A 25,073-nucleotide genomic window follows, 5' to 3' on the forward strand; every position below is an offset into this window, starting at 1 on the left:
CGGAGCGCCCGGTGTCCGACGAACCCCTGATCGAAGACGACGAAGCCACCATCCTGGAAGCGCGGCTCGAGGGCGGCGGAGTTCGGCTGGACAAGGCGTTGACGCAGATATTTCCGGGCCTGTCCCGGGCTCGGCTGCAGGCGCTGCTGGTCGAAGGCGCGGTAAGCCGGGATGGCGAGGTCGTCGCCAGCGGATCGGCCAAGGCCCAGACCGGCCTGTATACGATCATCCTGCCGCCGGTAATGTCGGCGACCCCCGCGCCGGAGGCGATACCTCTGACGGTGCTGTTCGAGGACGCCGAGCTGATCGTCGTGGACAAGGTCGCGGGCATGGCCGCCCATCCCGCGCCGGGCTGCGAGAGCGGGACCCTGGTCAACGCCCTGCTGGCGCATTGCGGCGCCTCGTTGTCCGGGATCGGCGGCGTGGCCCGTCCAGGCATCGTGCATCGGCTGGACAAGGATACGTCCGGGGTGATGGTCGCGGCCAAGTCGGATCGGGCCCACTCCGGGCTCTCGGCCCTGTTCGCCACCCACGACATCGAGCGGACCTATGTGGCCTTGACCCGCGGCGCGCCGTCGCCGGGGAAGGGGCGGATCGAGACGATGATCGGGCGTTCGTCCTCGGACCGCAAGAAGATGGCGGTGCTTCGCAGCGGCGGCCGCAACGCCGTCACTGACTATCGGGTGGAGCGGGTGTTCGGGCGTCCCGCCAAGGCCGGCGGCGCTCCGATGGCCGCCCGGGTCGCCTGCACCCTGCACACCGGTCGAACGCACCAGATCCGCGTGCATCTGGCATCGAAGGGCGCGCCGATCCTCGGCGATCCCGTCTACGGGTCGGGCAGTCCGGCCGCCGCGGTTCGGGACGCTATCGCCGAAGCCCCGCTGGCCCGCCAGGCGCTGCATGCCGCGGTGCTGGGTTTCGTGCATCCGCTAACCGGGGAACCACTGCGTTTCGAGACCGCACCGCCGCCGGATATGCGCCAACTGGAACAGTTGCTCGAAGCGCTGTGAGCCGGAAATATTGGCACCGGACAGTCCGTCTTGATTAAGGACGCACTCTTCGTTATACACTCCCTCATTCGGTGCAGTGGCGCCGGGGCAACGGTCACGCTTTCGTGTGACTATCCGCCACTGACAAGTGGCGAAACCCGACCCTATTTCATCGGTTGAGGGGTGAGGCGTCGGCGCACATGCAGTGGCCGTCTCCGAAGAGCCCGCTCGTTTTCACGGTCGGAGGGACCAGATGGCTGTAGCTAGATCGCTCGCGGTGATGTCGCCTGAACAGGGACTCTCGCGATACCTGACTGAAATCCGCAAATTTCCGATGCTGGCCAAGGACGAGGAGTTCATGCTCGCCAAGCGCTGGACCGAGCATCAGGACCCGGAGGCGGCGCATCGTCTCGTGACCTCTCACCTGCGCCTCGTGGCCAAGATCGCCATGGGATATCGCGGCTACGGCCTGCCGATCGGCGAGGTGATTTCCGAAGGCAATGTCGGCCTGATGCAGGCCGTCAAGAAATTCGACCCCGACAAGGGTTTCCGCCTGGCGACCTATGCCATGTGGTGGATCCGCGCCTCGATCCAGGAATACATCCTGCGCAGCTGGTCGCTCGTGAAGATGGGCACCACCGCCGCGCAGAAGAAGCTGTTTTTCAACCTGCGCAAGGCGAAGAGCCAGATCTCGGCCTTCGAGGACGGCGACCTGCACCCGGAACACCTCTCGGCCATCGCTACCAAGCTGGGCGTCTCGGAGGAAGAGGTGACCAACATGAACCGCCGTCTCGGCGGCGACGCCTCACTGAATGCGCCGCTCCGGTCGGACGGAGAAAGCGAATGGCAGGACTGGCTGGCCGACGACACTGCCGTGTCGCAGGAGACCCAGCTGGCCGAGGACGAGGAAAAGTCGATCCGCCGGGGCCTGCTCGAGGAAGCCATGCAGGAGCTGACCGACCGCGAGAAGCACATCCTGACCGAGCGGCGGCTGAAGGACGACCCGGTCACGCTGGAGGAGCTGGCCGGCCAGTACGGGGTTTCGCGCGAACGGGTCCGCCAGATCGAGGTCCGGGCCTTCGAAAAGCTGCAAAAGGCGATGCGGGCGGCCGCTGAAGAGCGAAACCTCGTCGACGCCTGAGCGACCGGTTAGCCGGCCTTCTGCATCCGCGGTTCGGGCGGCGCCATAGCCAGCAGCGCACCGATGGGTGCGGCGAGGGTTTCCTTGGTCGGCGGGCCGGACGCGAGCGTCACTTCGAGCGCGCCCACCGCCACCGCGAGGCGGGAGTCGGAGGCTTTGATAGCCAGCGACTTCAGGGTCGCGGCCTGCTCGCGGATAGCGCAGATGGCCTGCATCGGGTCGTTGTGAAACTGATCGAGCGCCGCGGCGAGGATCCGCATCGCCTGATCCTTCGCTGCCGCCATCACCTCTGACACATTGGCGGGCTTGTCGGCCCGGCGCTTGCGGTCGCCCGTGTATTCGCCGGAGTTGAAGCGGCGCCGGTCCGGACCGACGTAGCCGACGGCCTCGACCCAATCGCGGGGCTTCAAGGCGACGTTCTCGACGCGTTTTAGCAGGTCGGCGCTGGTGAAGGGCTTGCGGAGGAACTCATGCACCCCGCTGTCCCGGGCGCCGAGGATGGTGCTGGCCGTCGCATCGGCCGTGATCATGATGATTGGCGCACGGCGGCAGGCGAAACTCGATCGCCGCAACGCCCGCGCCAGCGACTCGCCGTCGAGTTTGTCGCCGTTCCGCTCGGTGAAGACGATGCCGGGTTCAAGCTCCAGGGCCGCCTTCATCGCACGCGGTTCATCGGGTTCGACCACAATTTCGCCAGCACCCATTCCCTTGACGATCTCCGTCAAAAGACGGGCGGCATGGGGGTTCGGATCGACGATCAGCACCCGACTCAGCGCCGGAGCCAGCTTGGCCAGCACGCGAGGATCGACAGCAAACAAGGACATGGCCTCCAGACGAGGACGTCACTCTTAATTTGACCCGGTTAAGACCCGTTAAACGGTGAGATTCTCCTGATCGACCGTTAGCCTTGGAAAGGGTCGTGCATCAGGATGGTGTCGTCCCGCTCCGGACTGGTCGAGAGCAGGGCCACCGGCGCCCCGATCAGCTCCTCGATGCGGCGAACGTATTTGATGGCGTTGGCGTTCAGGTCGCGGAAGCTGCGCGCCGACGCCGTGCTCTCAGTCCAGCCTTCAAGTTCCTCGAAGACCGGCTCGGCGGCGGCTTGGGCTTTCAGACTGGACGGCAGGTAGTCGAGCACCTCGCCGTCGATGCGGTAGCCGGTGCAAATTTTCAGCGTCCTCAGTCCGTCGAGGACATCCAGCTTGGTCAGGGCGATGCCGTCGATGCCGTTGATGGCCACCGACTGCCGGACCAGAACGGCGTCGAACCAGCCACAGCGCCGTGCCCGGCCCGTGTTGACGCCCACCTCGCGGCCGACGGTCGCCAGATGCTCGCCGACCTCATCGTCCAACTCGCAGGCGAACGGCCCCTCTCCCACCCGGGTCGTATAGGCCTTCACGATCCCCAGCACATAACCGACCCCCCTCGGGCCGATTCCGGCGCCGGCCGCGGCTTGTCCGGCCACGGTATTGGAGCTGGTCACATAGGGGTAGGTACCGTGGTCGACGTCGAGAAAGGCGCCCTGCGCGCCTTCGAACAACACCCGCTTCCCCTCGCGGCGCGCCTTGTCGAGCACCCGCCATGCCGGCTGAACGTAGGGCAATATCTTGGGGGCGATCTCCAGCATCTGCTGCAGGAGAGCGTCGGGATCGATCGGCTCGAGACCCAGGCCCGCACGCAGAGGGTCGTGGTGGGCCCGCAGCCGGTCGATCTTGACCTTGAGATCCTCGGCACTGGCCAGGTCGCAGACGCGGATCGCGCGGCGTCCGACCTTGTCCTCGTAGGCGGGTCCGATGCCCCGCCCCGTCGTGCCGATCCGCGCCCCGGGCGCACTCGCCGCCGCCTCGCGGGCGACATCCAGCGCCGGGTGGATGGGCAGGATCAAACAGGCGTTGTCGGCGATGATCAGCACATCGGGGCTGATGGCGATGCCCTGCGCTTCAATTCTCTCGATCTCGCCGACGAGGTGCCAGGGATCGACGACGACCCCGTTGCCAATGACCGACGGCTTGCCCTGCACGACGCCGCTCGGCAGCAAGGCCAGCTTGTAGACCTTGCCGTCAACGACGAGAGTATGACCGGCGTTGTGGCCGCCCTGAAAGCGCACGACCACGTCCGCCCGGTTGGACAACCAGTCGACAATCTTGCCCTTGCCTTCGTCGCCCCACTGGGCGCCGACCACCGCAACATTTGCCAAGACAATTCTCCGCTACCGGGACTCCGGAATGCGGGCGCAGCCTATAGCGGGGGAATCGTACGGTGTCGTCCCGTAGCGCGGATTAATCCGTCATCGCTCTCTCGAAGGCCCAGTCCAACCAAGGCGTCAGCGCCTCGACATCGGCGGTCTCGACGGTGCAGCCACACCAGATGCGCAGGCCGGCCGGGGCGTTCCGGTGGCTTTCGATATCGAACGCCGCGCGCTCGATTTCGACCAAGGCCTTCATCCGCCCGACGAAAGCTTGCCGCTTCGGCTCGGCCATGGCCAGCACCCGCGGATCGACGATCTTCAGGCAAACCGACGTGGTCGAGCGTGTCGCCGGATCACTGGCCAGGTAATCGATCCAGTCCGTCCGCCCAACCCACGCATCGAGCGCCGCTGCATTCGCCTCCGTTCGGGCGATCAGGGCGGGCAGGCCGCCGAGCGCCAATCCCCATTCGACGCCGTCGATCCAGTCCTCGATCGTCCAGACCGAGAAGGTGTTGATCATCGAGCCGGAGGCCAGGGCAGCGTCGAAACCGGCGCCGTTTCGCAGCCGCAGGACCTTGGGAACCGGGCGCGGCGGCGCGTAGCGGTCGAGCCGGTCGATCGCTCGGGGCGACAACGCCGCGACTCCCAGCCCCGCTTCGCCGCCGAGCGCCTTCTGAAAACTGAAGGTGACCACGTCCAGCCGGTCCCACGGCAGAGGCATGGCGAAGGCGGCGGATGTCGCATCGCAGATCACCAGCCCCTCCCGCTCGGCGGTGATCCAGTCGCCGTCCGGGGCCCGGACGCCGGACGTGGTGCCGTTCCACGGGAGGACGAGATCCTTCGCGGGATCGACTTTCGAGACGTCGGGGAACTCGCCCCAAGGTGCGGTCAGGACCTCGGGGCCCAAGCCGAGGTGATCGCGAATATCAGTGGCCCAGACCTGCCCGAAATTCTCGAACGCCAATACCTGAACCTGCCGCTCGCCCAGCAGGGACCACAGCGCCGCCTCCACCGCCCCGGTATCGGACCCGGGCACATAGACAAGCCGCCAGTCTGCCGGAACCTGGAGCAGGCTCCGGGTCAGCCGGAGACCGTGGGCGAAACGCTCCACCACTTCTGGCGCCCTGATCCCGCGGCCCAGCAACTCGTGCGGTATCGCCTGACTGGACCAGCCCGGTCGTTTCGCCGTCGGGCCCGAGGAGAACCACGGCCGTTCGGGCTTCGCGTTCGGCTTGCCGGGCGTCAGTCGCGTCACGGACGGTATGCGCCTTTTTCCCGCATCTGCCGCGCCAGCCTGGTCAGACCTTCGTGCTCGCCGTCGGGCAACAGGATCATCAGCTTGGCCAGGAGATCGCCACGCCTTGCCCCGACGAAGGCGCCGCGCCCTTTCAGGCGCAGCACCTTGCCCGAGTTCGAGCCCGGCGGGATGGTCATATTGACGGCGCCCTCCGGCGTCCGCACCGGAACCTTGCCGCCGAGCACTGCATCGGGCAGCGAAACCGGCAGGTCCATCGTCAGATCGGCGCCGTCGCGCTGGAAAACCGGATGGGGCGCGATCTTCAGCGTGATCAGGGCATCTCCAGCCTCACTGCGCCCCGACGCACCGGGCGCCCCTTGGCCGCGCAGGCGAATGACCTGTCCATCGGCCGCGCCCTTGGGAATGGTTACGTCGAGCGTCCGGCCATCCGAGAACTGTATCCGCCGGGTCGCGCCAGCGATCGAGTCCTCGAGACTGATCTCCAGCGTCGCCTTGACATCCGCCCCGCGGGCGGAGAACCCGCCGCGTTGTCCGGGACGGCCGCCGCCGCCGAACATGCCGCCGAACAATTCGTCCAGATCGATGTTCTCGAAGCCGCCGCGCTGCGCGCCGCCCTGGCCGAAGGGACTTCCACCGGGACCGCCCCGGCCGCCGCCTCCGAAACCCCGGAACTGCTCGCGCCCGTCCGCATCGATTTCGCCCCGGTCGAACTTGGCCCGCTTCTCGGCGTCGCCGAGGAGATCGAACGCCGCCGTCACCCGCTTGAAGCGCTCGTCGGCCTCCCGGTTGCCCGGGTTCTTGTCGGGGTGCAACTCTTTGGCGAGCTTGCGGAACGCCTTCTTTATCTCGTCCGCGCTCGCGCCCCTCGAAACGCCCAGTTCCTTGTAGGGATCGCCCGCCACGTTCGAGATCGCTCCTGTCGCACCAAGTCCGACCCGTCAGTTAGGGCATTCGCACTGCAGCGCAAAGGCGGAAGGCCCAAATCTCCACTCAAAGCGGTCAGAACAGTCGGGCCCGCGCCTCAGGACTCCAGCCATAGCCGTCGCCCCAGTGCGCGACCGCCCACTCGCCTTCGTCGTATCCATCCGAAAAATCGCGGACCGCGTCTGGTCCGGCGTAGATCGCGGCTTCGGAGGCGGTCTCGAAGGACCGGATTGAGCTTCCCGCCTTGAGGATAGTGACGCGATATCGCGGCGGGTCGGCGAGGCGATCTTCACCCTCCCATCGGTCGCCGCCCGTCCGGGATCGCGCGACCCAGGTGAGAGCAAAGCCGCCATTGACGTCTGCGGCGGAGCGCAGATGAGCCGGGCTCCACGGCCGCTCAGACTCACCTGTGGGTGTGAAGCCGACTTCGCTGACCCCAGCGCCGCCCGGGGGCGCGCCCGCCAAGGCCGCGCGCCAGATCAAGGGCAACCCGCGTTCGGCGAAGGGCGAAGCCACGCGCGCAAGTCCCTCGCCCAGAAACACCACGAGGGCGCCGGTCAAGGCTCCTGCCGCCATCGCCTCTTCCGTACCCTGCTGTCCGCGCAACAGCCCGCTCAGCCGCCAGGTCTCGCCGCCGACCAGGTCGGCCGTCCGGAACTGGATGATTTCCCAACCCACGGCGGTTTCGACCACCACCGTATTGCCGCCCGCCAGCACCGCGGATGTTGGCAGGCTTTCCGGGGGCCGTCCCTCGATACGGACATCAAGCGTGTTGACCACGTCCCAGCGGTGACGCGCTCCTCTGGCGAGCCCGCCGACCAACTGCCCCACGACCGCCGGATCAGAGACATCGCCCCGCGCAGTCAGGCTTGCCGGATCAGGCCCGGCGAAAATCCGCATCGGTCTCCAGGGCTCCGCCGCGACGACCGCGATCGGACGGGCATCGCCGCCTTCCTGCGGCAGCGGCGGCAGGTCGATCATGCGAAAGAACGGCGCCGCCACCGTGATCCGACCATCGCTCACGGACGGAACACCCTGGTTCTCTCCGATGCGGACCGTCGAAACGGGTTCCAGCACGGCAGACGAGGTCTCGTCCCTGTCGATCCGCATGGCTCGCCAGTCCCGCTCATCGTCAACCACGCGAACGGTGTCACCCGGCTCCAGCATCAGAGACGCCAGTGGCCCCAGCGAAACCGTCAACCGGTCTTCCCGGTCAGCGCGATGAGCGGCCCGGTCCGGCTATCCTTGATCTCGGGCGCGACAACGCCCCGCCGCCCCCCGAAGGGTCGCCGCCAATTCAGCATGATGATCTCCAGAACAGGTCGGCCGGGCGCCGATCAGGGTGCGCCCCGGAGCTCAGCTCCCGGCGTCTCGGACCTGACTTCCCGACTTGCCAGCATCATACCCCGGCAGCGTTATCCGGATGGAAGATTGATTTTAGATTCTAGCAAGTCGCTGAATTGACGAAACAACGCCTCCACAATCCGACTATAATTTCGGGAAAAGGTAGCACAGCGTCACGCCCCCCGCCGCGGGCCGCCGTCCTCAGGACTCGCCGCCCCGCTCGGCGATCCAGTCCTCGGCCTCGAAGTCCAGCGCGTCCTCGGGGTTCTCGAGCGCCAGCTCCGATACCGTCTGACCGCGCACCGACACACCCGCCTCATGGACGCTCTCGGGGTCTCCCGAGACCAGCGGATGCCAGTCCGCGAGACCACGACCTTCATGGATGCGGCGATAGGCGCAGGATTTCGGCATCCATCCGAGCACCTCGATATTCCACGGCGTCAGCTTGATGCAGTCCGGCACCTGCTCCCGCCGGTTGGCGTAGTCGGTGCAGGTGCAGCGAGCACTGTCGAACAGCTTGCAGTGCACCCGCGTGGGCACGACCTTGCCCGTGTCCTCGTCCTCGAACCGGACAAGGCAGCAGAGGCCGCAGCCGTCGCAAAGGCTTTCCCATTCGGGGCGGGTCATTTGCTCGAGGCGTTTGGTTTGCCAGAAAGGCTGTTCCATCGGCGGCCTCTTACGCCGTTCGATCCGGCCTGTCGCGCACCGCGTCCCCACTCGGCGCGGGTGGCGGACCCGTCCCGCCCGGTCTATAGCCCCCGCCTCATGGCCGCCAAGTCCTCCGGAAGACCCCCTCTCGTCGCGCTCAAGGATGTCCGCCTGCAGGACGGCCAGCGCCCCCTGTTTGACGGCGTCGACATCGCCGTCGAGCCGCGCACCCGCGCCGCCCTCGTCGGCCGCAACGGGGCCGGCAAATCGACCCTGATGAAGATGGTCATGGGCCTCGTCGAACCCGACGCCGGCGACCGCGCGGTGCAGGCCGGGACCCGCTTCGCCTATGTGCCGCAGGAGCCGCTCATTGTCGGCGCCACCCTGCTCGACTACGCAATCTCCGACGAGGCCCAGCCGTGGACCGCCGAGGCCTGGCTGACCACCTTCGGCCTCGACCCGGCCAAGCCGGCTGTGAACCTGTCGGGCGGCGAGATCCGCCGCGCCGCCCTGGCCAAGGCCTTCGCCGAAGAGCCCGACCTCCTGCTCCTCGACGAGCCGACCAACCACCTCGACATCCTGGCCATCGAACTGCTCGAGATCGAACTGCTCGCCGCCCGTTTCGCCGTGCTGGTGGTCAGCCACGACCGCGCCTTCCTCAACCGCGTCACCCAGTCCTGCCACTGGCTGGAGGGCCGCCGTGTACGCACCCTCAACAAGGGCTTCGCCGCCTTCGACGAATGGGCCGCCAAGGTGCAGGAGGAGGAAGCCCAGTCGCTGCAGCGGCTGACCAAAACCATCGAGCGCGAGACCGAGACGTTCTACCGCTCGATCACCGCCCGCCGCACCCGCAACGAAGGGCGCGCGCGCTCGCTCGACGCCCTGCGCGCTGACCGGGCTGAACGGCTCAAGGATGTCCCGCGCGAGCTCAACCTCGGTGTCGATTCCGGGGTGACGTCGGGCAAGCTCGTCGCCGAACTGAAAGGCGTGACCAAGGCCTTCGGCGACCGCACCGTCATCAAACCCTTCACCACCCGCGTCATCCGCGGTGATCGCCTCGCCATCGTCGGCCCCAACGGCGCCGGCAAGACCACCCTGGTGAAGATCCTGCTCGGCGAGCTCGAACCCGACGGCGGCACGGTCCGGCTCGGGGCCAATCTCGACCCCGTCTACCTCGACCAGTCCCGCGAGGGCCTGCGGTCCGACATGACCCTGTGGGACGCCCTGACGCCCGGCGGCGGCGACTCCATACTCGTGCGCGGCGTGTCGAAACACGTCGCCGCCTACGCCAAGGACTTCCTGTTCCAGGAAGGCCAGCTGCGCCAGCCGATCTCGACCCTGTCCGGCGGCGAGCGCAACCGCCTGCTGTTGGCCCGCGCGCTGGCCAAACCCGCCAACATGCTGGTCCTCGACGAGCCGACCAACGACCTCGACATGGACACGCTGGACAAGCTCGAGGAACTGCTCGAGCAGTACGACGGCACCCTGATTCTGGTCAGCCACGACCGCGATTTCGTCGACCGTCTCGCCACGTCGACCATCGCCATGAATGGTCGCGGCGACATCGTCGAGACGCCGGGCGGCTGGACGGACTTCATCCGCCAGAACCCCGGCTTCCTCCAGCCCGGCGCCAACCCTCGCCCGCAGGACAAGGAGGCGGCCCGACGCGCGGAGGCCACGCCTGCGCCGGCGTCCGTCGTCCCCGCCGCCGCCAGGAAGCCCGCCAAGCTCAGCTTCAAGGACACCCACCGGCTCAAGGAACTCGAGGGCCTGCTCGAGACCCTTCCCGTCGACATCGCTCGCCACGAGGCGACCCTCGCCGACCCGGATCTCTACGCCCGCGACCGCAAGGCCTTCGACCGGGCCACCGCCGACGCCGACCGCGCCCGCACCCTGCTGGCCGCCGCCGAGGAGGAATGGCTGGAGCTGGAAGCGAAACGGGAAGCGCTGGGCAACTGAAGCCCGCTTTCTGTGGAAAACTCAAACGCCTGATTCGCTTTCGCGAAATCCAGCCGCCCACAGATATGCACAGGGTTATGCACCGGGGCCGGGGCGGTTCCGCACAGCCGGCCGGATTCGGGCGCTTGCCGTCTAACGGATTTGGCGCGAACGTCAACAGGCCGAGGGACACGGCGGCGCGGAAAACCGGGGAGACCCGGGGCTCAAAGCGGACCGGCCCGGCTCTCTGATCGGACGCACCGGGGGTCTTCGGACTTAACGGACGGGAGACAGGATCAAGGCCCAAAGGACCCTTCGAAGGCTTCGGCCCTGGAAGACCGGAGGGAACCGGATCGGGATCGATGGACGGCGCGGGGCTCGACCTCGTGGAACGCCGGAGACCAGGAGCGCGACAGGATACAGCCGACCATCACCGGGGTTCGCCTCGCTGATGCTGAGGCCAGGGTCCTGAACCTCAATGGCCAAGTCCAACCCGGACTTGGCGAGGGGACGAGGAAAACCGCTTGCGGGGATCTTCGTCCCCTCGCTCAATTCCGGGGTCTGCTCCGCCATTGACGCGTCCCGAGCCCCTCCCTTTCCTTCCCCCCGCCCCGGCCCTAAACCAAGGCTATGAACCGTCGCGGGAATCGCCTTTCGTCGCCCGACCGCCGCACCCTGCTCGCCGGCGCCGGCGCGCTGGCGGCGGCGACGGGGCTGGCGGCCTGCGGACGGTCCGAAGCGCCGGTCGACGACGACGGCCGCGTCCGGCTCCGCTTCGCCACCGACTGGACCGCCCGGGCCGAGCACGGCGGCTTCTACCAGGCGCTGGCCTCCGGAGCCTATGAGAAGCGCGGGCTCAACGTGCAGATCATCCAGGGCGGCCCCACGGTGGACGTGCCCGAACTGCTGGCCTCAGGCGCCGTCGAGCTCGGCATGGGATCCAACAGCTTCATTCCGATGAATCTTGTGGCCGAGGGCGCGCCCGTGAAGGCCGTGGCGGCCTACTTCCAGAAAGATCCGCAGGTCCTGGTCGCCCATCCGGATCCGTCGCTGGATTCCATGGCCGACCTGACCGGACGACCCGTCCTGCTCGCCGAAGCCTCGATCAACGCCTTCTGGGTGTGGTTGAAGTCGAAGTACGGCTTCACCGACGATCAGGTCCGTCCCTACGCATTTGATCTCACGCCCTTTCTGGCCGACGAGCGAGCCGTGCTGCAGGGGTATCTGACCAGTGAGCCCTATGCGATCGAGACGGCCGCCGGTTTCACGCCCAAGGTCTTCCTGCTCGCCGACGAGGGCTACCCTTCCTACGCCGCCATGGTGCTCGCTCCGACCGCTTTCGCCCGCGACAACGCCCGCGCCCTGCGCAGCTTCATCGCCGCCTCGGCCGAGGGCTGGCGCGACTATATCCAGGGCGATGGAAAGGCCGCTGACGCCCTGATCCGCCGGGCCAATTCCGACATGACCCAGGATGTTCTTGACCAGGCCCGCGCCAAGCTGAAGGCCAACGGCATCGTCGATGGCGGCGACGCCGCCCTCTACGGCCTGGGCGCCATGACCGCCGACCGCTGGCAGACATTCTTTGAGGTCATGTCCGAGGCCGGCGTTTATCCGCCCAATCTCGATTGGCGACAGGCCTTTACGACCCAATATTTGCCCGGCCGGGGCTGACACCCACGCCGGGCCCCGCTTGCGGCTGCCGGGATCGCCGCCGCCGACCGGCCCGAACGTCCGTCTCCCGTTAGCGGCGGGTTAAGCCCCGCTGGGCTACCGTGGCGTCCCGATTCTCGCGTCCGGAGCCCGCCCTTGCGCCGCGCCTCGACCCTCGCCGCCGTTCTCGCCGTCGCCGTCGCCGGTGGCGTGCTGCTCGCCGACGCCGCTTCGGCCCAATCCGATCCGCGCTATCTGTCCTGGTCTGGCCGCGGTGAGGCGACGCCGCCGCAAGGCGGGCCCGTCGATTCCACCCCGGTCCGCCGCGACATGCGCCGACCCAATCCCGTCATCCCCCATGGCGGCGTCGCCGCCCGCGATCCCGCTCCGAACCGGCTCACCCCCGCACCCGGTCCGGCGCGGCGCAGCCTGACCCCCGCCAACGCATGGCTCCAGCCGGCCGCTCCGGCGCCCGAGCCGGCGCCGGCCGTCGCCATGGCTCCGAGTCGGGCGGAGCCCCCGCTCGCGCCTCCGCCGCTCCGGCAGGGCCCCGAATACCTGCCCGACCGGGGCGGACGCGACCAACCCGCCCCGGCCGGCCTGGTCTACCCCGCGCCCGCCCACGCCCCGGACCTCGGTCCGGGCGCCCCGGCCGACCCGATGGCTCCCCGCCGGGACGCCCTGATCTTTCAGATGCAGTCGTCGGCGCCCCCTCCCGAACCGGCGGCCGCGCCGCGACTTGCGCCGGTCCCGCCTGGCGCTGAAGCGCCGGTTCAGCCTCGTCCGGTCATGGCGGTCGCCCAGTCCGGCGAAGGCCCGCCGCGCCAGGCCGGCGGCCGCTACTATTCCGTCCATCGCCAGAATGGGCGCGAACCGGACGCCCTGGCGATTCCGGAACCGAGCTACGTCGGCCTTGTGGTGAGCGATATCGAGACCATGGCCTCACAGGACCTGGCGGCGCCGGAACAGGGCCCCACCTTGATCCGGGATCGCAACGGCAAGATGCGCGCCGCCCCCGCTCCATCCGACGGGGATCACCAGTGACCGACGCGTCCACCCTGTCCCGCCTGCCCGACCTGATCGCCCTTGCGGAAGAAGACTCAAGCGAAAAGCGCCGCGCCCTGCTGCGCGAACTGACGGACCACTTCTTCGGTTCGGTCCGCACCCCGGCCGAGGACACGCTGTACGACGCCGTTCTGGTCAAGCTGGCCGACGATATGGAGACGGCCGTTCGCGTCGAACTGTCCGCCCGCTTCGCCAACGCGCCTGACGCTCCCCGGACCCTGATCCGCCGGCTGGCGAACGACGAGATGGCGGTCGCCGCCGCCGTCCTGACCGCATCGCCGGTTCTGACCGACGAAGATCTGCTGGGCGTGGTTCGTCGTCACGGCCAGGACCATCTGCGCGCCGTCTCGGCCCGGCCGTCGGTCTCCGAGGCGGTTTCCGAGGTGATCGTCGAGCGCGGCGATGACGAGACCCTGGGAACCCTGCTGCGCAACGACGGGGCCCGCCTGTCGCGCAAGGCTTCCGAGGCCGCGGTCGAACGGGCAAAGGCCAACCCGGACCTGCACGAGGTCACGGTTTCGCGCGCCAACCTGCCCGCGGACCTTCTCAACGACATGTATTTCGTGGTCGAGGCGCGCCTGCGCGCCCGCATTCTCGAACAGAACGCCACCATGGACCCGGCCCTGCTCGAAAGCGCTCTGGCCGCCGGGCGGGCTCGCGTCGCCACCGACGACGGAGCCCTTCCGGCCGACTACGCCGAATGCTCAGCCTATGTGGAGGAGCTTCGCGCCGCCGGTCAGCTGACGCCGCAGATGCTGGCGCGCTTCTTGCGCTCGGGCGACAAAACCGGCGGCCGGACGTCGTTCCTGATCGCCTTGGCCCAGATGGCCGACGTCGACTTCCACACGGCGCGACAGATCGTCGAGCGGCGCGAGCTGGACGCCCTCGCCGTGGTCTGCAAGGCCGCCGGTCTCGATCGCGCCCTGTTCCTGACCTACGCGGTGGTGCTTCTCAACGACGATGGCGACGCGATGGCCAAGGCGCACTCCTACGCCCGGATGTACGCCGAACTGACCCGCGAGGCCGCCCTCAGGACCCTGCGCTTCTGGCGCATGCGCCGGGGGGCTCAGGCGGCCTGACCCGGAACGCAAAACGCCCGCCCCGTCGCCGGGGCAGGCGTCGTAACCGATCGTCGACCGATCTTACTTCTTCGCGCGGGCGGCGCGGGCGGGTTTGCGTCCGCCCTGACCGAGGCCCATCTGCTTGGCGAGGTCCGAGCGCGCCTTGGCGTAGTTCGGCGCGACCATCGGATAGTCTTTCGGCAGACCCCACTTGGCCCGATATTCTTCCGGGCTCATGTTGTATTTGGTGCGCAGGTGACGCTTCAGGGACTTGAACTTGCGCCCGTCCTCCAGGCAGATCAGGAAATCCGGCGTGATCGACTTGCGGATCGGCACCGCCGGTTCCTTGGGCTCCGGCTCCGGCTCGACCGCGCCGCTCGAAACCTGCGACAGGGCGGCGTGAATGCTGGAGATCAGACCCGGGACTTCCGCCGCCTGAACATTGTTGTTGCCGACATAGGCCGACACGATGTCGGCGGTCATCTCGAGCAGTTGCGAGTTGTCTTCCATACGCGCGGCCTCACCTGATGATCTGATCGATTCAGCTGAGCGCTAGCCGTCAGCCTGTCGCACGGTTGAATAGAGGCGAACCTCGATTCATGCAATGGCGTATTCAAGACCGGCTCTGGCCCCGATTATCAGACTAGAGGCGCATTATTGACGCCGCAGATCAGCGTCCGAAGTTTTCCGCCAGCGCCAGCATCGCTGCCCGCTCCGGCGCCGAATAGTCGTCTACCTCGTCTTCCTCGCCTTCCCGGATCACCCTGAGTAGAGCGGGCGTCAGAGCGGATGACAGCGACCAGTTCCAGTAACGCAACACCGTCTGGGCGCGGTCGACGGCCAGCATGTCGTAAGTCACCTGCACCCGCTCCCAGACCGGATCGGGCGATCCGTCCTCCGCGAGCTCCGGCCGGCGCATCGATCGCCACAGGCCGGTCAACTCGGTCTTGGCCAGGCCGGTGGCCTTGCACAGTATCGCCAGCGGTTCGCCGCCCGGGTCCCCCATGATCTTGGCCCCGGTGATTGGTTTGACGCCTGCCAGATGGGCGATCTCGGTCGCCACCTCCCGGGTCAGCCCGTCGCGGGCGGCGGCCTCGACCGCCTGTTCCAGGTCCGAAAATGGGCTCTTCTCAATCGCGGCCCGGTTCCGCTGACGGCGCTCGATGAACTGCAGCGCCTTGCGCGACACCGGATCCTGCCAGTTCTCCTCGGAGGCCATGACGAACACGTCCTCGACAACTTCCTGCATGACCTCTCGCGAGACAGCGAACCGCTGCAGAATGGTGCGGCGATCGTCCGGGTCGCACCACCAGAACATCACATAGGCGCCGGACGGGCGCAGTTCTGGTCGCCTCAACAGATGAGCGCACAACTGGCGGTCGGTCCGACTCAAGCTGACGACGCCCTCCACAGCGACCTGGCTCAACCGCGCCGTGGTGTTCGTCAGGACGGCTTCGATCACCGCGCTTTCGCCGAAGCTCATCAGGGTCTCGGTGACCACCTCGGAAAGGCCTCGGCGGCTGGCCATCAGCAGACGGTGTTCGGTGGCGGCGTCCCGCGCGCAGGCGACGAGATCGGCGTCCGACAGCGAGGCGCATTGCTCGATCAGCAGGCCGGCGATGTCCGGTTCGTCTCGCAGCAGCATTCGCGCCAGGGCGTTGGGCACTTCCGTCAGCGGCGCCAACCGCGCGGCCACGCGCTTGCGGTCGTCGTGCGAGGCGAGACGCAGCATCTCGACCAGCAGGTCACCGATGACCGAGCGCTCGAAAGCGTTGACCCGGCTGCCCGGCAGGGACACCACGTCCGCGAGTCGCTTCAGCAGCGCGTGGCGCGCGCGAAAGCCGCCTTGCGGCTCGGCTTCCTCCGGCTTGGTGACGGGTTCGGACATGTCGGCCGAAAGGTTAAGCCGGTGCGGTTAACCGCCCGTGACGGTCGGCCGATGGGGCCTGCGCAATGTCCGGCGAAGCGGTTAAGGTTCGAACCGTTCCCACGCGGCCCGGCTGTCATCCACCAGGATGAAATCCGCCTCGACCGCCCCGGCTTCGGCGAACTCCAGCCTCAAACGCACCGTTCCGTCGGAAGCGCGGGCCGGGTCGTAGTTGATCAGCATGAAGTGCAGGTCGCTGCCCGGCCGAACGTCAAGCTGACCTGCGCCCGGCACCAGCCACGCTTCGTCCTTCGCCATCCCGGGGTTCGGTCCCTCGCGCTGGATCCGGTGCAGTTCCACCCGGTCTGCGCAGGTGCAGGCTACGCCGACCAACCGGTCCGCCACCGGTGATCCGTTGCGGACGCGCAGATAGCCGGCCACGTCCTGGGGTTCGTCCACGCCACGCACGATGCGGCGCGTTAATTCCAGCGGTCCGACCGAAGCCGGCGCTTCCATCGCGGTCTGCACCGCGGGCAGGACCACACTCGCCGACGGGTCCTCGCGGTAGTCGAACCCGCCGATCTCGACCCAGCCGCCGTCCTGCTCGCTGCTGGAGCGGACACGGTAGACTCCGTCGGTCCCCAGCATCGCCGTCGATTTTAGTCGTTCGATGGTCTCCGCGCCGTGCACGGTTTCATCAACCTCGAACCCGCCCGCCACGGGCGTCATGACCCCGGTCGTATGGAAGCCCCCGGTGGTGAAGTAGTGGAAGACATAGTCGCCGGAATCCCTGTCGCGGAAGATCAGGGTCTCGCCGGCATAGGCGCCCGCGTTGACCGAGTGCACCACTCTCACGGCGTGACCGCCCACGGCCCATTCCCAGCGCTGGACATCCTCGACGCCCGGCTGGGCGGTCGCCACGCCGCGCCAGGTCTTGCCGATCATAGGCGCGAACGGTGCATAGGCCGCCGGGCCGGCGGCGCTGGCGGGCGGCGGCGCCGGCTGGGCGGACGCGGCGGCCGGGACGATGAAGACGGTCAGCGCCGCAAGGACGGAGGCGAGGCGTCGGTGCATGGTCAGTCTCCCTGGACGGGTTCGGGTCGACGCGCGGCGCGCGCCAGCAGCATGTCGAAATGGGTCCGGAGCGCGTCCACGCCCCGGTCGAAATAGCCGACGTCACGGTGGGTGCGGGCCTGCATGACGCCGCCCTCCATGACGGTCAGGACGAACTCTCCGAGCGCCCGCCGGTCGGTATCGGCGGGCAGCCGGTCGCCTGCGGCCGCAAGACACTGCTCGATGGCCCCGGCCCAGTTGGCGAAATTGACCGCCAGCAGGTCGCGCACCACTGGGTCGGCCTCGTGCAGCTCGAGGGCCAGCGAGCCGATCGGACAGCCGTAGGTGCAGTCGGTCTCGAGGATCATCCAGCGATAGCGCGCCAGCAGGGCGAATATTCGTTCGATCGGGTCGTCCACCCCCTCCCACGCCGGCTTGAGAAGATTCTCCTCGATGCCGTCGCGGTACGCTTCCAGCACGGCGATCAGCACGTCCTGCTTACCCGGAAACACATGATACAGGCTACCGGCGTTCAGCTGCGTCCGGCTCAGGATGTCGGCGATCGAGGTCGAGTTGAATCCCTTGGCCCAGAACAGCTCCATGGCCGCCATCACGATCCGGCCCCGGGTATCGGCCGCGGGACTCACGCCCTTTCCCACGCCTGCCGGATCCAGCCCTCGACCTCGGCGTCGACCTCGTCGACCGAGCCGATGCGGACACGGTGAGTGACCATCGCATTCCACGATCCGGCCGCCTCCAGCCGCCCGGTCGGCTCCACCCCCTTCAGGGTTAGGCCGAGGTCGAACCGGTCCTTGGTGGAGGGCTGGCCGAGACCGAACTGCTTGTTCCGGCGGAAGCTGACATAGCCCTTCTTCGGCGCGAACTCCGCCCCCTCCAGACTCGACACGATGCCCGCAACCTTGTCGTAGACCGGCCGCATCGCCGCCTTTGGACCCGCGAACATCGCCTCCATCAGGTCGGCGTCGTCGCTGGAACCGGCGTCCGAGGCGAAGGTCTTGTGCGCCACCAGATTGGCGTAGCCGTGGCCCAGCCCGTGCTCGGCCTTCAGCCAGTCCACCAGCGCCTTGTGTTTCGCCGGCCCTCCACTCTTCGACGCCGCCACCCAGTCGGCCAGCGACCGCCCCGTGTTCGCTTCCAGATTGGCGATCATCTTCGCCGCCGCCGCATCCATGTCAGCCATCGTCGCGTTCTCCGTGCCCGCGGACGGATTGAACGCTCATTCAAGAACGAGAGTCAACGGATATTTGAACGACCGCTCAACCGCTCCCGCCCGCCTACAGCCCCTCGAACAGCGCCGTCGACAGATAGCGCTCGGCGAAGCTGGGGATGATCGTCACGATGGTCTTGCCCGCGTTTTCCTCAAGCGCCGCCTGCCGGAAGGCCGCGACCAGCGCCGCGCCCGAGCTGATGCCGCCGGGAATTCCTTCCACCCGCGCCGCCTTGCGGGCCATGTCGAAGGCCTCCTCGTTGCTCACCTGCTCGACGCCGTCGATGACCGAGCGGTCGACGATGGCCGGGATGAAACCCGCCCCAATGCCTTGGATCTTATGCGGTCCCGGCTCGCCGCCGGACAGCACCGGCGACGCCGTGGGCTCCACCGCGATCATCCGCACCGACGACTTCCGCGCCTTCAGCACCTGGCCGACGCCGGTAATCGTGCCGCCGGTGCCGACGCCCGAGATGACGATGTCGACCGCGCCGGCCGTGTCGTTCCAGATCTCCTCGGCGGTGGTGGCCCGGTGAATGGCGGGATTGGCCGGGTTCTCGAACTGCGACGGACTGACCGCGCCGGGCGTCTTGTCTAGAATTTCCTGCGCCATCCCGATCGCGCCCTTCATGCCCTTCTCGGCCGGCGTCAGCACCAGCTCGGCCCCCAACAGGGCGAGCATCTTGCGCCGCTCCATCGACATGCTCTCCGGCATGACCAGAACCAGCTTGATGCCCCTGGCCGCGGCCACGAAGGCCAGGGCGATGCCGGTGTTGCCGCTGGTGGGCTCGATCAGCACGGTGTCGGGGCCGATCTTCCCCGCCTGTTCCAGGGCGTCGATCATCGCCACCCCGATCCGGTCCTTCACCGAGCCGATCGGATTGAAGAACTCCAGCTTGGCCAGCACGGTCGCCTTGGGCCTATACTCCGCCGACAGCCGCGGCAGGCCGACCAGCGGCGTATCGCCGATGGTGTCCAGAATGGACGGGAATATCCTCCCGCGCCCCGACTTCAGGTGGCCGGACGGGTCATAGGCGGGGGCGGCGTCGGACATGGCGGTCTCTCGCGAAGGGACGGGAAGCCTACAGATAGGCCTTCCTGTCTCACCGCAACATCACCGGCCACACAATTAGCCGCCGCCCGAGCCTTCACCCCGCGTTAACCATGTCGGCGCATCCCTGAACCCCTGTTCCCGGGGCTTTCTCTTGCGCAATCTCGCCGCCGCCGTCGAAGCGATCGATCCGCTGGTCGTGACCGGCAAGGTCGCGGGCGTGAACGGTTTGCTGATCGAATCGAAGGGCGGCCTGTCGCGGCTCGCCGTCGGCGCCCGGGCCGAGATCGCGCGTGGACGCCTCTCGCCGCTGCCCGCCGAGGTCGTCGGTTTCCGCGACGCCAAGGCCCTGCTGATGCCGTTCGGTCCGGTCGAGGGCGTGGCCCCCGGCGCCGACATCCGCATCGTCTCCGCCGCCGCCAGCGTGCGGCCGACCACCGCCTGGCTGGGCCGGATCATCGACGCCTTCGGCCAGCCCATCGACGGCAAGGGCCCCCTGCCCGTCGGCCCGGCCGCCTATCCCCTGCGCGCACCCCCGCCCCCGGCCCATTCGCGCGGCCGCGTCGGCGAGCGGCTGGACCTCGGCGTGCGCGCTATGGACGTCTTCACCACCACCTGCCGCGGCCAGCGCCTCGGCATTTTCGCCGGCTCGGGCGTCGGCAAGTCGGTGCTGCTGTCGATGCTGGCCAAGCAGGCGACCTGTGATGTCGTGGTCGTCGGCCTGATCGGCGAACGCGGTCGGGAAGTCCGCGAGTTCGTCGAGGAGACCCTCGGCGAAGAGGGGCTGCGCCGCGCCGTGGTCGTCGTCGCCACCTCGGACGAGCCGGCCCTGAAGCGTCGACAGTCCGCCTATATGACCATGGCCGTCTCGGAATATTTTCGGGATCAGGACCTCGAGGTGCTGTGCCTGATGGACTCGGTGACCCGCTTCGCCATGGCCCAGCGCGAGATCGGTCTCGCCGCCGGCGAGCCGCCGACCACCAAGGGCTACACCCCCACCGTCTTCACCGAACTGCCCAAGCTGCTGGAGCGCGCCGGGCCCGGTCCGGTCCGCCCCGACGGCACCACCGCCGGGCCGATCACCGCCCTGTTCACCGTGCTGGTCGACGGCGGCGATCATGACGAACCCATCGCCGACGCCGTGCGAGGCATCCTCGACGGCCACATCGTCATGGACCGCAAGATCGCCGAGCGCGGACGCTTCCCGGCCATCGACGTGCTGAAGTCCGTCAGCCGCACCCTGCCGGGCTGTCAGACCCCGCCCGAGCGCGAGCTGAACAAACGCGCCCGCCAATGCCTCAGCGCCTACGCCAACATGGAAGAGCTGATCAAGATCGGCGCCTACCGCACCGGGGCCGATCCGATCGTCGACCGCGCCATCGCACTGAACCCTGCGCTGGAGGCCTTCCTCGGCCAGGATCACCACGACGTGACGCGCCTCGCCGATTCCTTTGACCGTCTGGAAACCATTCTGAACCAAGGAATGGTGCAATGACCGGAGACGCACCATGACCGCCTGGGCCCAATCCCTGATCCGCATCTCCAACTATGAGGTCGAGACGCTTCAGAAACGCCTCGCCGAGATCACCGCCCGCCGCACCTCCGCCGAAATGCGCATCGCCGTGCTCGAGGCCGAGGCCGAGATCGAGCAGGAGCGCGCCCGCGAGGACACCGAGGCCGGCATGCTGCTGCAGGCTTATCTGAACGGCTGGAAGCTGCGCAAATCTGCAGCCGAGGCAGATGTCGTCGAAATCAGCGCCGAGGAAGACGGGGCCCGCGACGCCCTCTCGGGCGCGTTCGAGGAACTGAAGAAGTTCGAGCACGTCGCCGAAACCACCCGGCTGAACCGCCTCGTCGCCGCCGGCAAGCGCGAGACCGCCGCCTTCGACGAACTGGGCCTGAGGCGCCGTGCGGGCTGACCCGCCCCGCCTGAACCGCCGCGCCTTCCTCGCCGCGCCCATCGCCCTGACCGCCTGCGACCGCTTCGCCGCCGCCGAACCATCCGCCGTCCAGCCCGCTGCGCCGCTGAAGGACGTCGTCCCGGCCCCTTTCGGCGCCACCGGCATGACCTGGCAGCTCGACCAGCCCGACTGGGTCGAACAGGTCCTGCGCCACTGCGCCCAGCTGACCCCCGAGTGGGAGCAGAAGATGGAGCGCACCCTCGGCCCCGGCTTCACCTACGACTTCGAGCCGTCCGACCGCGTCGTCGCCTTCGCCCACAACAACGGCCTGCGTGTCCACGGCCATACGGTGATCTGGTATTCGCAGGGAGCCGAGGTCTTCGACGACGCCACGGTCCCGCGCGCCCGTTTTGCCGCCGAATACGACCGTTACATCTCGACGTTCGTCGGTCGCTACCGGGGCCGGATGGCCGGCTGGGACGTGGTCAACGAGCCGGTCGCCGAGGACGGCGACGGCCTGCGCGCCTGTCACTGGAGCCGCGCCCTCGGCATGGAGGGCTATATGGTCCGCGCTTTCGAACAGGCCCGGGCCGCCGACCCTGAGGCCGTTCTGTTCCTCAACGAATACAATCTCGAGAACATCCCCCGGAAAGGGGCCACCTTCCTCCGCCTCGTCGAGCGCCTGCTCAAACTCGGCGCGCCGGTCGGCGGCATCGGCACCCAGTCCCACCTCGACATCGAGATTCCCGCCGGCCAGATCACCGCCTTCATGCGTGACGCCGCCTCGCTGGGCCTGCCGATCCATGTCTCCGAGCTGGACTTCCCCATGCAGCGCGACGGCGGCCGCATGCCGGACCTGCGCCCCACCGCCGAACGCCGCGCCCAGCAGGTCGCCCGCGTCGGCGAACTGGCCGAGGCCTTCATGGCCCTGCCCGATCGCCAGCGGTACGCCTTCACCACCTGGGGCCTGCGCGACACCGATAGCTGGCTGCTCCGCGAGGAAGGCAAGAACCGCCGCGACGACAGCCCCCTCCTCCTCGACCCCGCCGGCCGCCCCAACCCGGCGTATCACGCCCTGGCCGACGCGTTCGGGCGTTAGACGGGAACCGTCCTCCCCCACAGGGGGAGAGGGGCCGCGAAGCGGTGGAGGGGGCCTGACCGCAAACGCCGGCGTCCGGGAAAGCCCCCCTCCACCACGCTTCGCGCGGTCCCCCTCCCCCGGCGCTTCGCTAGGGGGAGGAATGCGCCTCGATCCCCGCCGCGCCCAGCGCCGCCAGCAAAGCCGTCACCGCCGCATCCACCTTGGCCGCCTCCCGCCCTCGCACCACCAGATTGGTCCCCACTTCCCCGACCGTGCCGTGCCCGAACGGATAGCTGCCGAAGCTCAGGTCCCGGTTGGCCCGCGCCGCCGCCGTCAGCAGCTCCGCGACGTCGCCCTCGCCCACGCCGCTGACGCGCAACGTCCGCGCATGCACCACCGCGCCGGCCCTCAGTCGCGGCGCGACGTCTTCCAGCATGGCCGTCATGATCTTCGGCACCCCGGCCATGACGAAGACATTGCCGATCTGGAAGCCCGGCGCGTCCGTCACCGGATTGGTGATCAGCGTTCCGCCTTCCGGTATCCGCGCCATTCGCCGCCGCGGCGCGTTGAACTCCGCCCCGTAGCGCTTCTCCAGAATCGCCACCGCCGCCGGATGCTCTGGCAGGGTCACCCCGAACGCCGTCGCCACCGCGTCCGCTGTGATGTCGTCGTGCGTCGGCCCGATCCCGCCGGTGGTGAAGACATAGTCGTGGCCGGCCCTCAGCGCGTTCAGCGCTTCCACAATCTGCGCCTTCCGGTCCCCGACCGTCCGCGCCTCCATCAGATCGATCCCCAGCGCCGCCAGGAACCGGGCGATGGTGTTCAGATTGGTGTCCTGCGTCCGCCCGGACAGGACCTCGTCACCGATGATCAGGACGGCGGCGGTGGGAGACGATTCGGTCATGCGAACACGCTAGACTGTCGGCAACCTGCGGTCATCGTAACGCCTTGAGCTTGTGTGCTATGATGGCCATCTGAGCCGACCCCGACTGAAAGCCCCCGATGTACGAGACCCCCGAACTGGACAGCGACGCCTTCGTCCGCACCCACGAGATCCGCGTCCACGACGACGAGGCGTTCGAGGGCATGCGCAAGGCCGGCCGCCTGGTCGCCGAGGCGCTCGACATGATCACCGAATATGTGAAGCCGGGCGTCACCACGGGCGAGATCGACGACCGCATCCGCGAGTTCACGCTCGACCATGGGGCCCTGCCCGCCTGCCTTGGCTACAAGGGCTACGAGAAGACCATCTGCACCTCGATCAACCACGTCGTCTGCCACGGCATTCCCGGCGACAAGGTTCTGAAGGACGGCGACATCGTCAACATCGACCACACCGTCATCGTCGACGGTTGGCACGGCGACTCCAGCCGCATGTATGCGGTCGGAAACATCAACGCCCGCGCCAAAAAATTGATCGACGTCACCTACGACGCACTCGACGCCGGCCTGGCGGTGATCAAGCCCGGCGCCACTTTCGGCGACATCGGCTACGCCATCCAGCAGGTGGTCGAGGCCAACCGCATGTCGGTCGTCCGCGATTTCTGCGGCCACGGCATCGGCCGCATCTTCCACGACAGCCCCAACGTCCTGCACTACGGCCGCCGCGGCGAGGGCGCGACGCTGAAAGAGGGCATGTTCTTCACCGTCGAGCCGATGGTGAACCTCGGCAAGCCGCACGTGAAGGTGTTGTCCGACGGCTGGACCGCCGTCACCCGCGACAAGTCCCTGTCGTCCCAGTGCGAGCACAGCGTCGGCGTCACCGCCGACGGCGTCGAACTGTTCTCCGCCAGCCCTGCAGGTCTGTTCCGGCCGAAATTCTAGGTCTCGAGCGGGTTCAGTCGGATGGCTGGACGTTCCCTTTCTGTTCTGGCAACGTGCGGTGATCCATCCGGAGGCCGCCATGTCCGCCGTGCTGCCCTTCCCAAGTCCAGCGTCCCCGCGCCCTGACGTACGCCCCGCCGACGTCGTCCCTCTCAGGAGCGCCGGCCTCTCCGGCCATCGCGAGCGGCTTCGTGACCGGGCCCGCCGCGCCGGCCTGCCCCACCTCCCCGACTACGAACTGCTCGAACTCTTCCTGTTCCGCAGCCAGCCGCAGGGCGACGTCAAGCCGATCGCCAAAGCTCTTCTGGCTCGTTTCGGCTCGCTCGCGGCCGTGTTGGCCGCCTCTGTCGAGGACCTGATGACGGTCAGGGCCGAAGACGCGCGTGGTCGGACCAGGGGCGTCGGCGCCGAGACCGCCCTCGACCTCGCCGCCCTGCACGAGGTCGCCAGGCGCGTCGCGAAGGAAGCGGCCGGAAAGCGCACCGTCATCTCCTCGTGGACCGCCCTGCTCGCCTACGTCCGCCTGTCGCTCCAGCATGAGCCGCGCGAGCAGTTCCGCGTTCTCTACCTCGACAACCGCAATCAGCTGATCCTCGACGAAATCCAGAACCGCGGCACCGTCGATCACGCCCCGGTCTATCCCCGCGAGGTGGTGCGCCGGGCGCTGGAGCTATCGGCCAGGTCGATGATCATCGTCCACAACCATCCCTCCGGCGACCCGACCCCCTCGCGCCCCGATATCGACATGACCCGCCAGGTCATCGCGGCCGCCCGCGCCCTTGAACTCTCCGTCCACGACCACCTGATCGTCGGCCGCGACGGCGTGGCCAGCTTCAAGCAACTCGGGCTGATGTAGGCGGCT

24 protein-coding genes are annotated in these 25,073 nt (G+C 68.1%); 11 read left to right on the forward strand and 13 right to left on the reverse strand.

The features are described 5' to 3' along the window. The first annotated feature begins 11 nt into the window (after positions 1–11). Both HNQ67_RS08570 and rpoH read left to right on the forward strand, forming a co-directional pair. Positions 12–1,010, forward strand: a complete 999-nt coding sequence (locus tag HNQ67_RS08570; protein ID WP_425486340.1) for an RluA family pseudouridine synthase — start codon at positions 12–14, stop codon at positions 1,008–1,010. Between the two features lie 232 nt (positions 1,011–1,242). Further along, positions 1,243–2,130, forward strand: a complete 888-nt coding sequence (gene rpoH / locus HNQ67_RS08575) for an RNA polymerase sigma factor RpoH (RefSeq protein ID WP_183254414.1) — start codon at positions 1,243–1,245, stop codon at positions 2,128–2,130. An 8-nt stretch (positions 2,131–2,138) separates the two neighbouring features. Here the strand turns inward: rpoH and HNQ67_RS08580 are convergent, their stop codons facing one another. The 6 genes from HNQ67_RS08580 to HNQ67_RS08605 all read right to left on the reverse strand — a co-directional run bounded on the left by HNQ67_RS08580 (position 2,139) and on the right by HNQ67_RS08605 (position 8,510). Beyond that, the gene (locus tag HNQ67_RS08580; RefSeq protein WP_343054858.1) at positions 2,139–2,927 is read right to left on the reverse strand and encodes a response regulator; all 789 of its coding nucleotides are present in this window, start codon (positions 2,925–2,927) and stop codon (positions 2,139–2,141) included. A gap of 104 nt (positions 2,928–3,031) precedes the next feature. Then, complete coding sequence (locus tag HNQ67_RS08585; protein ID WP_183254416.1) at positions 3,032–4,327, reverse strand: adenylosuccinate synthase; 1,296 nt, start codon at positions 4,325–4,327, stop codon at positions 3,032–3,034. Between the two features lie 82 nt (positions 4,328–4,409). After that, entirely contained in the window at positions 4,410–5,564 is a 1,155-nt protein-coding gene (locus HNQ67_RS08590; RefSeq protein ID WP_183254805.1) for a phosphoserine transaminase, read from the reverse strand. A gap of 5 nt (positions 5,565–5,569) precedes the next feature. Then, entirely contained in the window at positions 5,570–6,478 is a 909-nt protein-coding gene (locus tag HNQ67_RS08595; protein WP_183254418.1) for a DnaJ C-terminal domain-containing protein, read from the reverse strand. Between the two features lie 97 nt (positions 6,479–6,575). Further along, the gene (locus HNQ67_RS08600; RefSeq protein WP_183254420.1) at positions 6,576–7,700 is read right to left on the reverse strand and encodes a GTA baseplate fiber-binding domain-containing protein; all 1,125 of its coding nucleotides are present in this window, start codon (positions 7,698–7,700) and stop codon (positions 6,576–6,578) included. A gap of 345 nt (positions 7,701–8,045) precedes the next feature. After that, positions 8,046–8,510: a YcgN family cysteine cluster protein gene (locus HNQ67_RS08605; protein ID WP_183254422.1), complete on the reverse strand. Its 465-nt coding sequence runs from the start codon at positions 8,508–8,510 to the stop codon at positions 8,046–8,048. A 99-nt stretch (positions 8,511–8,609) separates the two neighbouring features. On the opposite strand from HNQ67_RS08605, the gene HNQ67_RS08610 reads away from it, so the two are divergent. The 4 genes from HNQ67_RS08610 to HNQ67_RS08625 all read left to right on the forward strand — a co-directional run bounded on the left by HNQ67_RS08610 (position 8,610) and on the right by HNQ67_RS08625 (position 14,224). Next, on the forward strand, positions 8,610–10,451 hold the full coding sequence (locus tag HNQ67_RS08610) for an ABC-F family ATP-binding cassette domain-containing protein (protein ID WP_183254424.1): 1,842 nt from the start codon (positions 8,610–8,612) through the stop codon (positions 10,449–10,451). 609 nt (positions 10,452–11,060) lie between these two features. Continuing rightward, positions 11,061–12,101, forward strand: a complete 1,041-nt coding sequence (locus HNQ67_RS08615; RefSeq protein ID WP_183254425.1) for an ABC transporter substrate-binding protein — start codon at positions 11,061–11,063, stop codon at positions 12,099–12,101. Between the two features lie 135 nt (positions 12,102–12,236). After that, positions 12,237–13,124 (forward strand): hypothetical protein, encoded by an 888-nt coding sequence (locus tag HNQ67_RS08620; protein WP_183254427.1) that lies wholly within the window; start codon positions 12,237–12,239, stop codon positions 13,122–13,124. Continuing rightward, entirely contained in the window at positions 13,121–14,224 is a 1,104-nt protein-coding gene (locus HNQ67_RS08625; RefSeq protein ID WP_343054861.1) for a DUF2336 domain-containing protein, read from the forward strand. The genes HNQ67_RS08620 and HNQ67_RS08625 overlap by 4 nt, the downstream gene beginning before the upstream one ends. Before the next feature lie 63 nt (positions 14,225–14,287). On the opposite strand, the gene HNQ67_RS08630 is transcribed toward HNQ67_RS08625, so the two are convergent. The 6 genes from HNQ67_RS08630 to cysK all read right to left on the reverse strand — a co-directional run bounded on the left by HNQ67_RS08630 (position 14,288) and on the right by cysK (position 19,408). Further along, complete coding sequence (locus tag HNQ67_RS08630; protein WP_183254429.1) at positions 14,288–14,716, reverse strand: Ros/MucR family transcriptional regulator; 429 nt, start codon at positions 14,714–14,716, stop codon at positions 14,288–14,290. 160 nt (positions 14,717–14,876) lie between these two features. Next, positions 14,877–16,094 carry a DUF2336 domain-containing protein gene (locus HNQ67_RS08635; RefSeq protein ID WP_183254431.1) on the reverse strand — a complete coding sequence of 406 codons (1,218 nt, stop codon included), beginning with the start codon at positions 16,092–16,094 and terminating at the stop codon, positions 14,877–14,879. 81 nt (positions 16,095–16,175) lie between these two features. Further along, entirely contained in the window at positions 16,176–17,147 is a 972-nt protein-coding gene (locus HNQ67_RS08640; RefSeq protein ID WP_183254433.1) for a copper chaperone PCu(A)C, read from the reverse strand. Between the two features lie 2 nt (positions 17,148–17,149). Continuing rightward, positions 17,150–17,773: a TetR family transcriptional regulator C-terminal domain-containing protein gene (locus HNQ67_RS08645; RefSeq protein WP_221247810.1), complete on the reverse strand. Its 624-nt coding sequence runs from the start codon at positions 17,771–17,773 to the stop codon at positions 17,150–17,152. Further along, positions 17,770–18,327: a DUF4287 domain-containing protein gene (locus HNQ67_RS08650; RefSeq protein ID WP_183254435.1), complete on the reverse strand. Its 558-nt coding sequence runs from the start codon at positions 18,325–18,327 to the stop codon at positions 17,770–17,772. The genes HNQ67_RS08645 and HNQ67_RS08650 overlap by 4 nt, the downstream gene beginning before the upstream one ends. A 94-nt stretch (positions 18,328–18,421) precedes the next feature. Continuing rightward, the gene (cysK, locus tag HNQ67_RS08655; protein WP_183254436.1) at positions 18,422–19,408 is read right to left on the reverse strand and encodes a cysteine synthase A; all 987 of its coding nucleotides are present in this window, start codon (positions 19,406–19,408) and stop codon (positions 18,422–18,424) included. A gap of 151 nt (positions 19,409–19,559) precedes the next feature. On the opposite strand from cysK, the gene fliI reads away from it, so the two are divergent. The 3 genes from fliI to HNQ67_RS08670 are packed head-to-tail and all read left to right on the forward strand — an operon-like array spanning position 19,560 to position 22,405. Beyond that, positions 19,560–20,900, forward strand: a complete 1,341-nt coding sequence (gene fliI / locus HNQ67_RS08660; protein ID WP_183254438.1) for a flagellar protein export ATPase FliI — start codon at positions 19,560–19,562, stop codon at positions 20,898–20,900. A 13-nt stretch (positions 20,901–20,913) separates the two neighbouring features. After that, positions 20,914–21,324 carry a flagellar export protein FliJ gene (locus HNQ67_RS08665; RefSeq protein ID WP_183254440.1) on the forward strand — a complete coding sequence of 137 codons (411 nt, stop codon included), beginning with the start codon at positions 20,914–20,916 and terminating at the stop codon, positions 21,322–21,324. Beyond that, positions 21,314–22,405, forward strand: coding sequence for an endo-1,4-beta-xylanase (locus tag HNQ67_RS08670; RefSeq protein WP_343054862.1), 1,092 nt, complete (start codon positions 21,314–21,316; stop codon positions 22,403–22,405). Before HNQ67_RS08665 ends, HNQ67_RS08670 begins: the two co-directional genes overlap by 11 nt. 130 nt (positions 22,406–22,535) lie before the next feature. Here the strand turns inward: HNQ67_RS08670 and HNQ67_RS08675 are convergent, their stop codons facing one another. Further along, entirely contained in the window at positions 22,536–23,291 is a 756-nt protein-coding gene (locus HNQ67_RS08675) for a competence/damage-inducible protein A (protein ID WP_183254442.1), read from the reverse strand. 98 nt (positions 23,292–23,389) lie between these two features. Here HNQ67_RS08675 and map point away from each other — a divergent pair, with 98 nt between their 5' ends. Together map and radC are read left to right on the forward strand one after the other, a co-directional pair. After that, positions 23,390–24,211, forward strand: coding sequence for a type I methionyl aminopeptidase (map, locus tag HNQ67_RS08680; RefSeq protein ID WP_183254444.1), 822 nt, complete (start codon positions 23,390–23,392; stop codon positions 24,209–24,211). A 79-nt stretch (positions 24,212–24,290) separates the two neighbouring features. Next, positions 24,291–25,067, forward strand: a complete 777-nt coding sequence (radC, locus tag HNQ67_RS08685) for a RadC family protein (protein WP_183254446.1) — start codon at positions 24,291–24,293, stop codon at positions 25,065–25,067. Positions 25,068–25,073 lie beyond the last annotated feature (6 nt).

The organism is Brevundimonas basaltis (assembly GCF_014202075.1).
Taxonomy (GTDB): domain Bacteria; phylum Pseudomonadota; class Alphaproteobacteria; order Caulobacterales; family Caulobacteraceae; genus Brevundimonas; species Brevundimonas basaltis.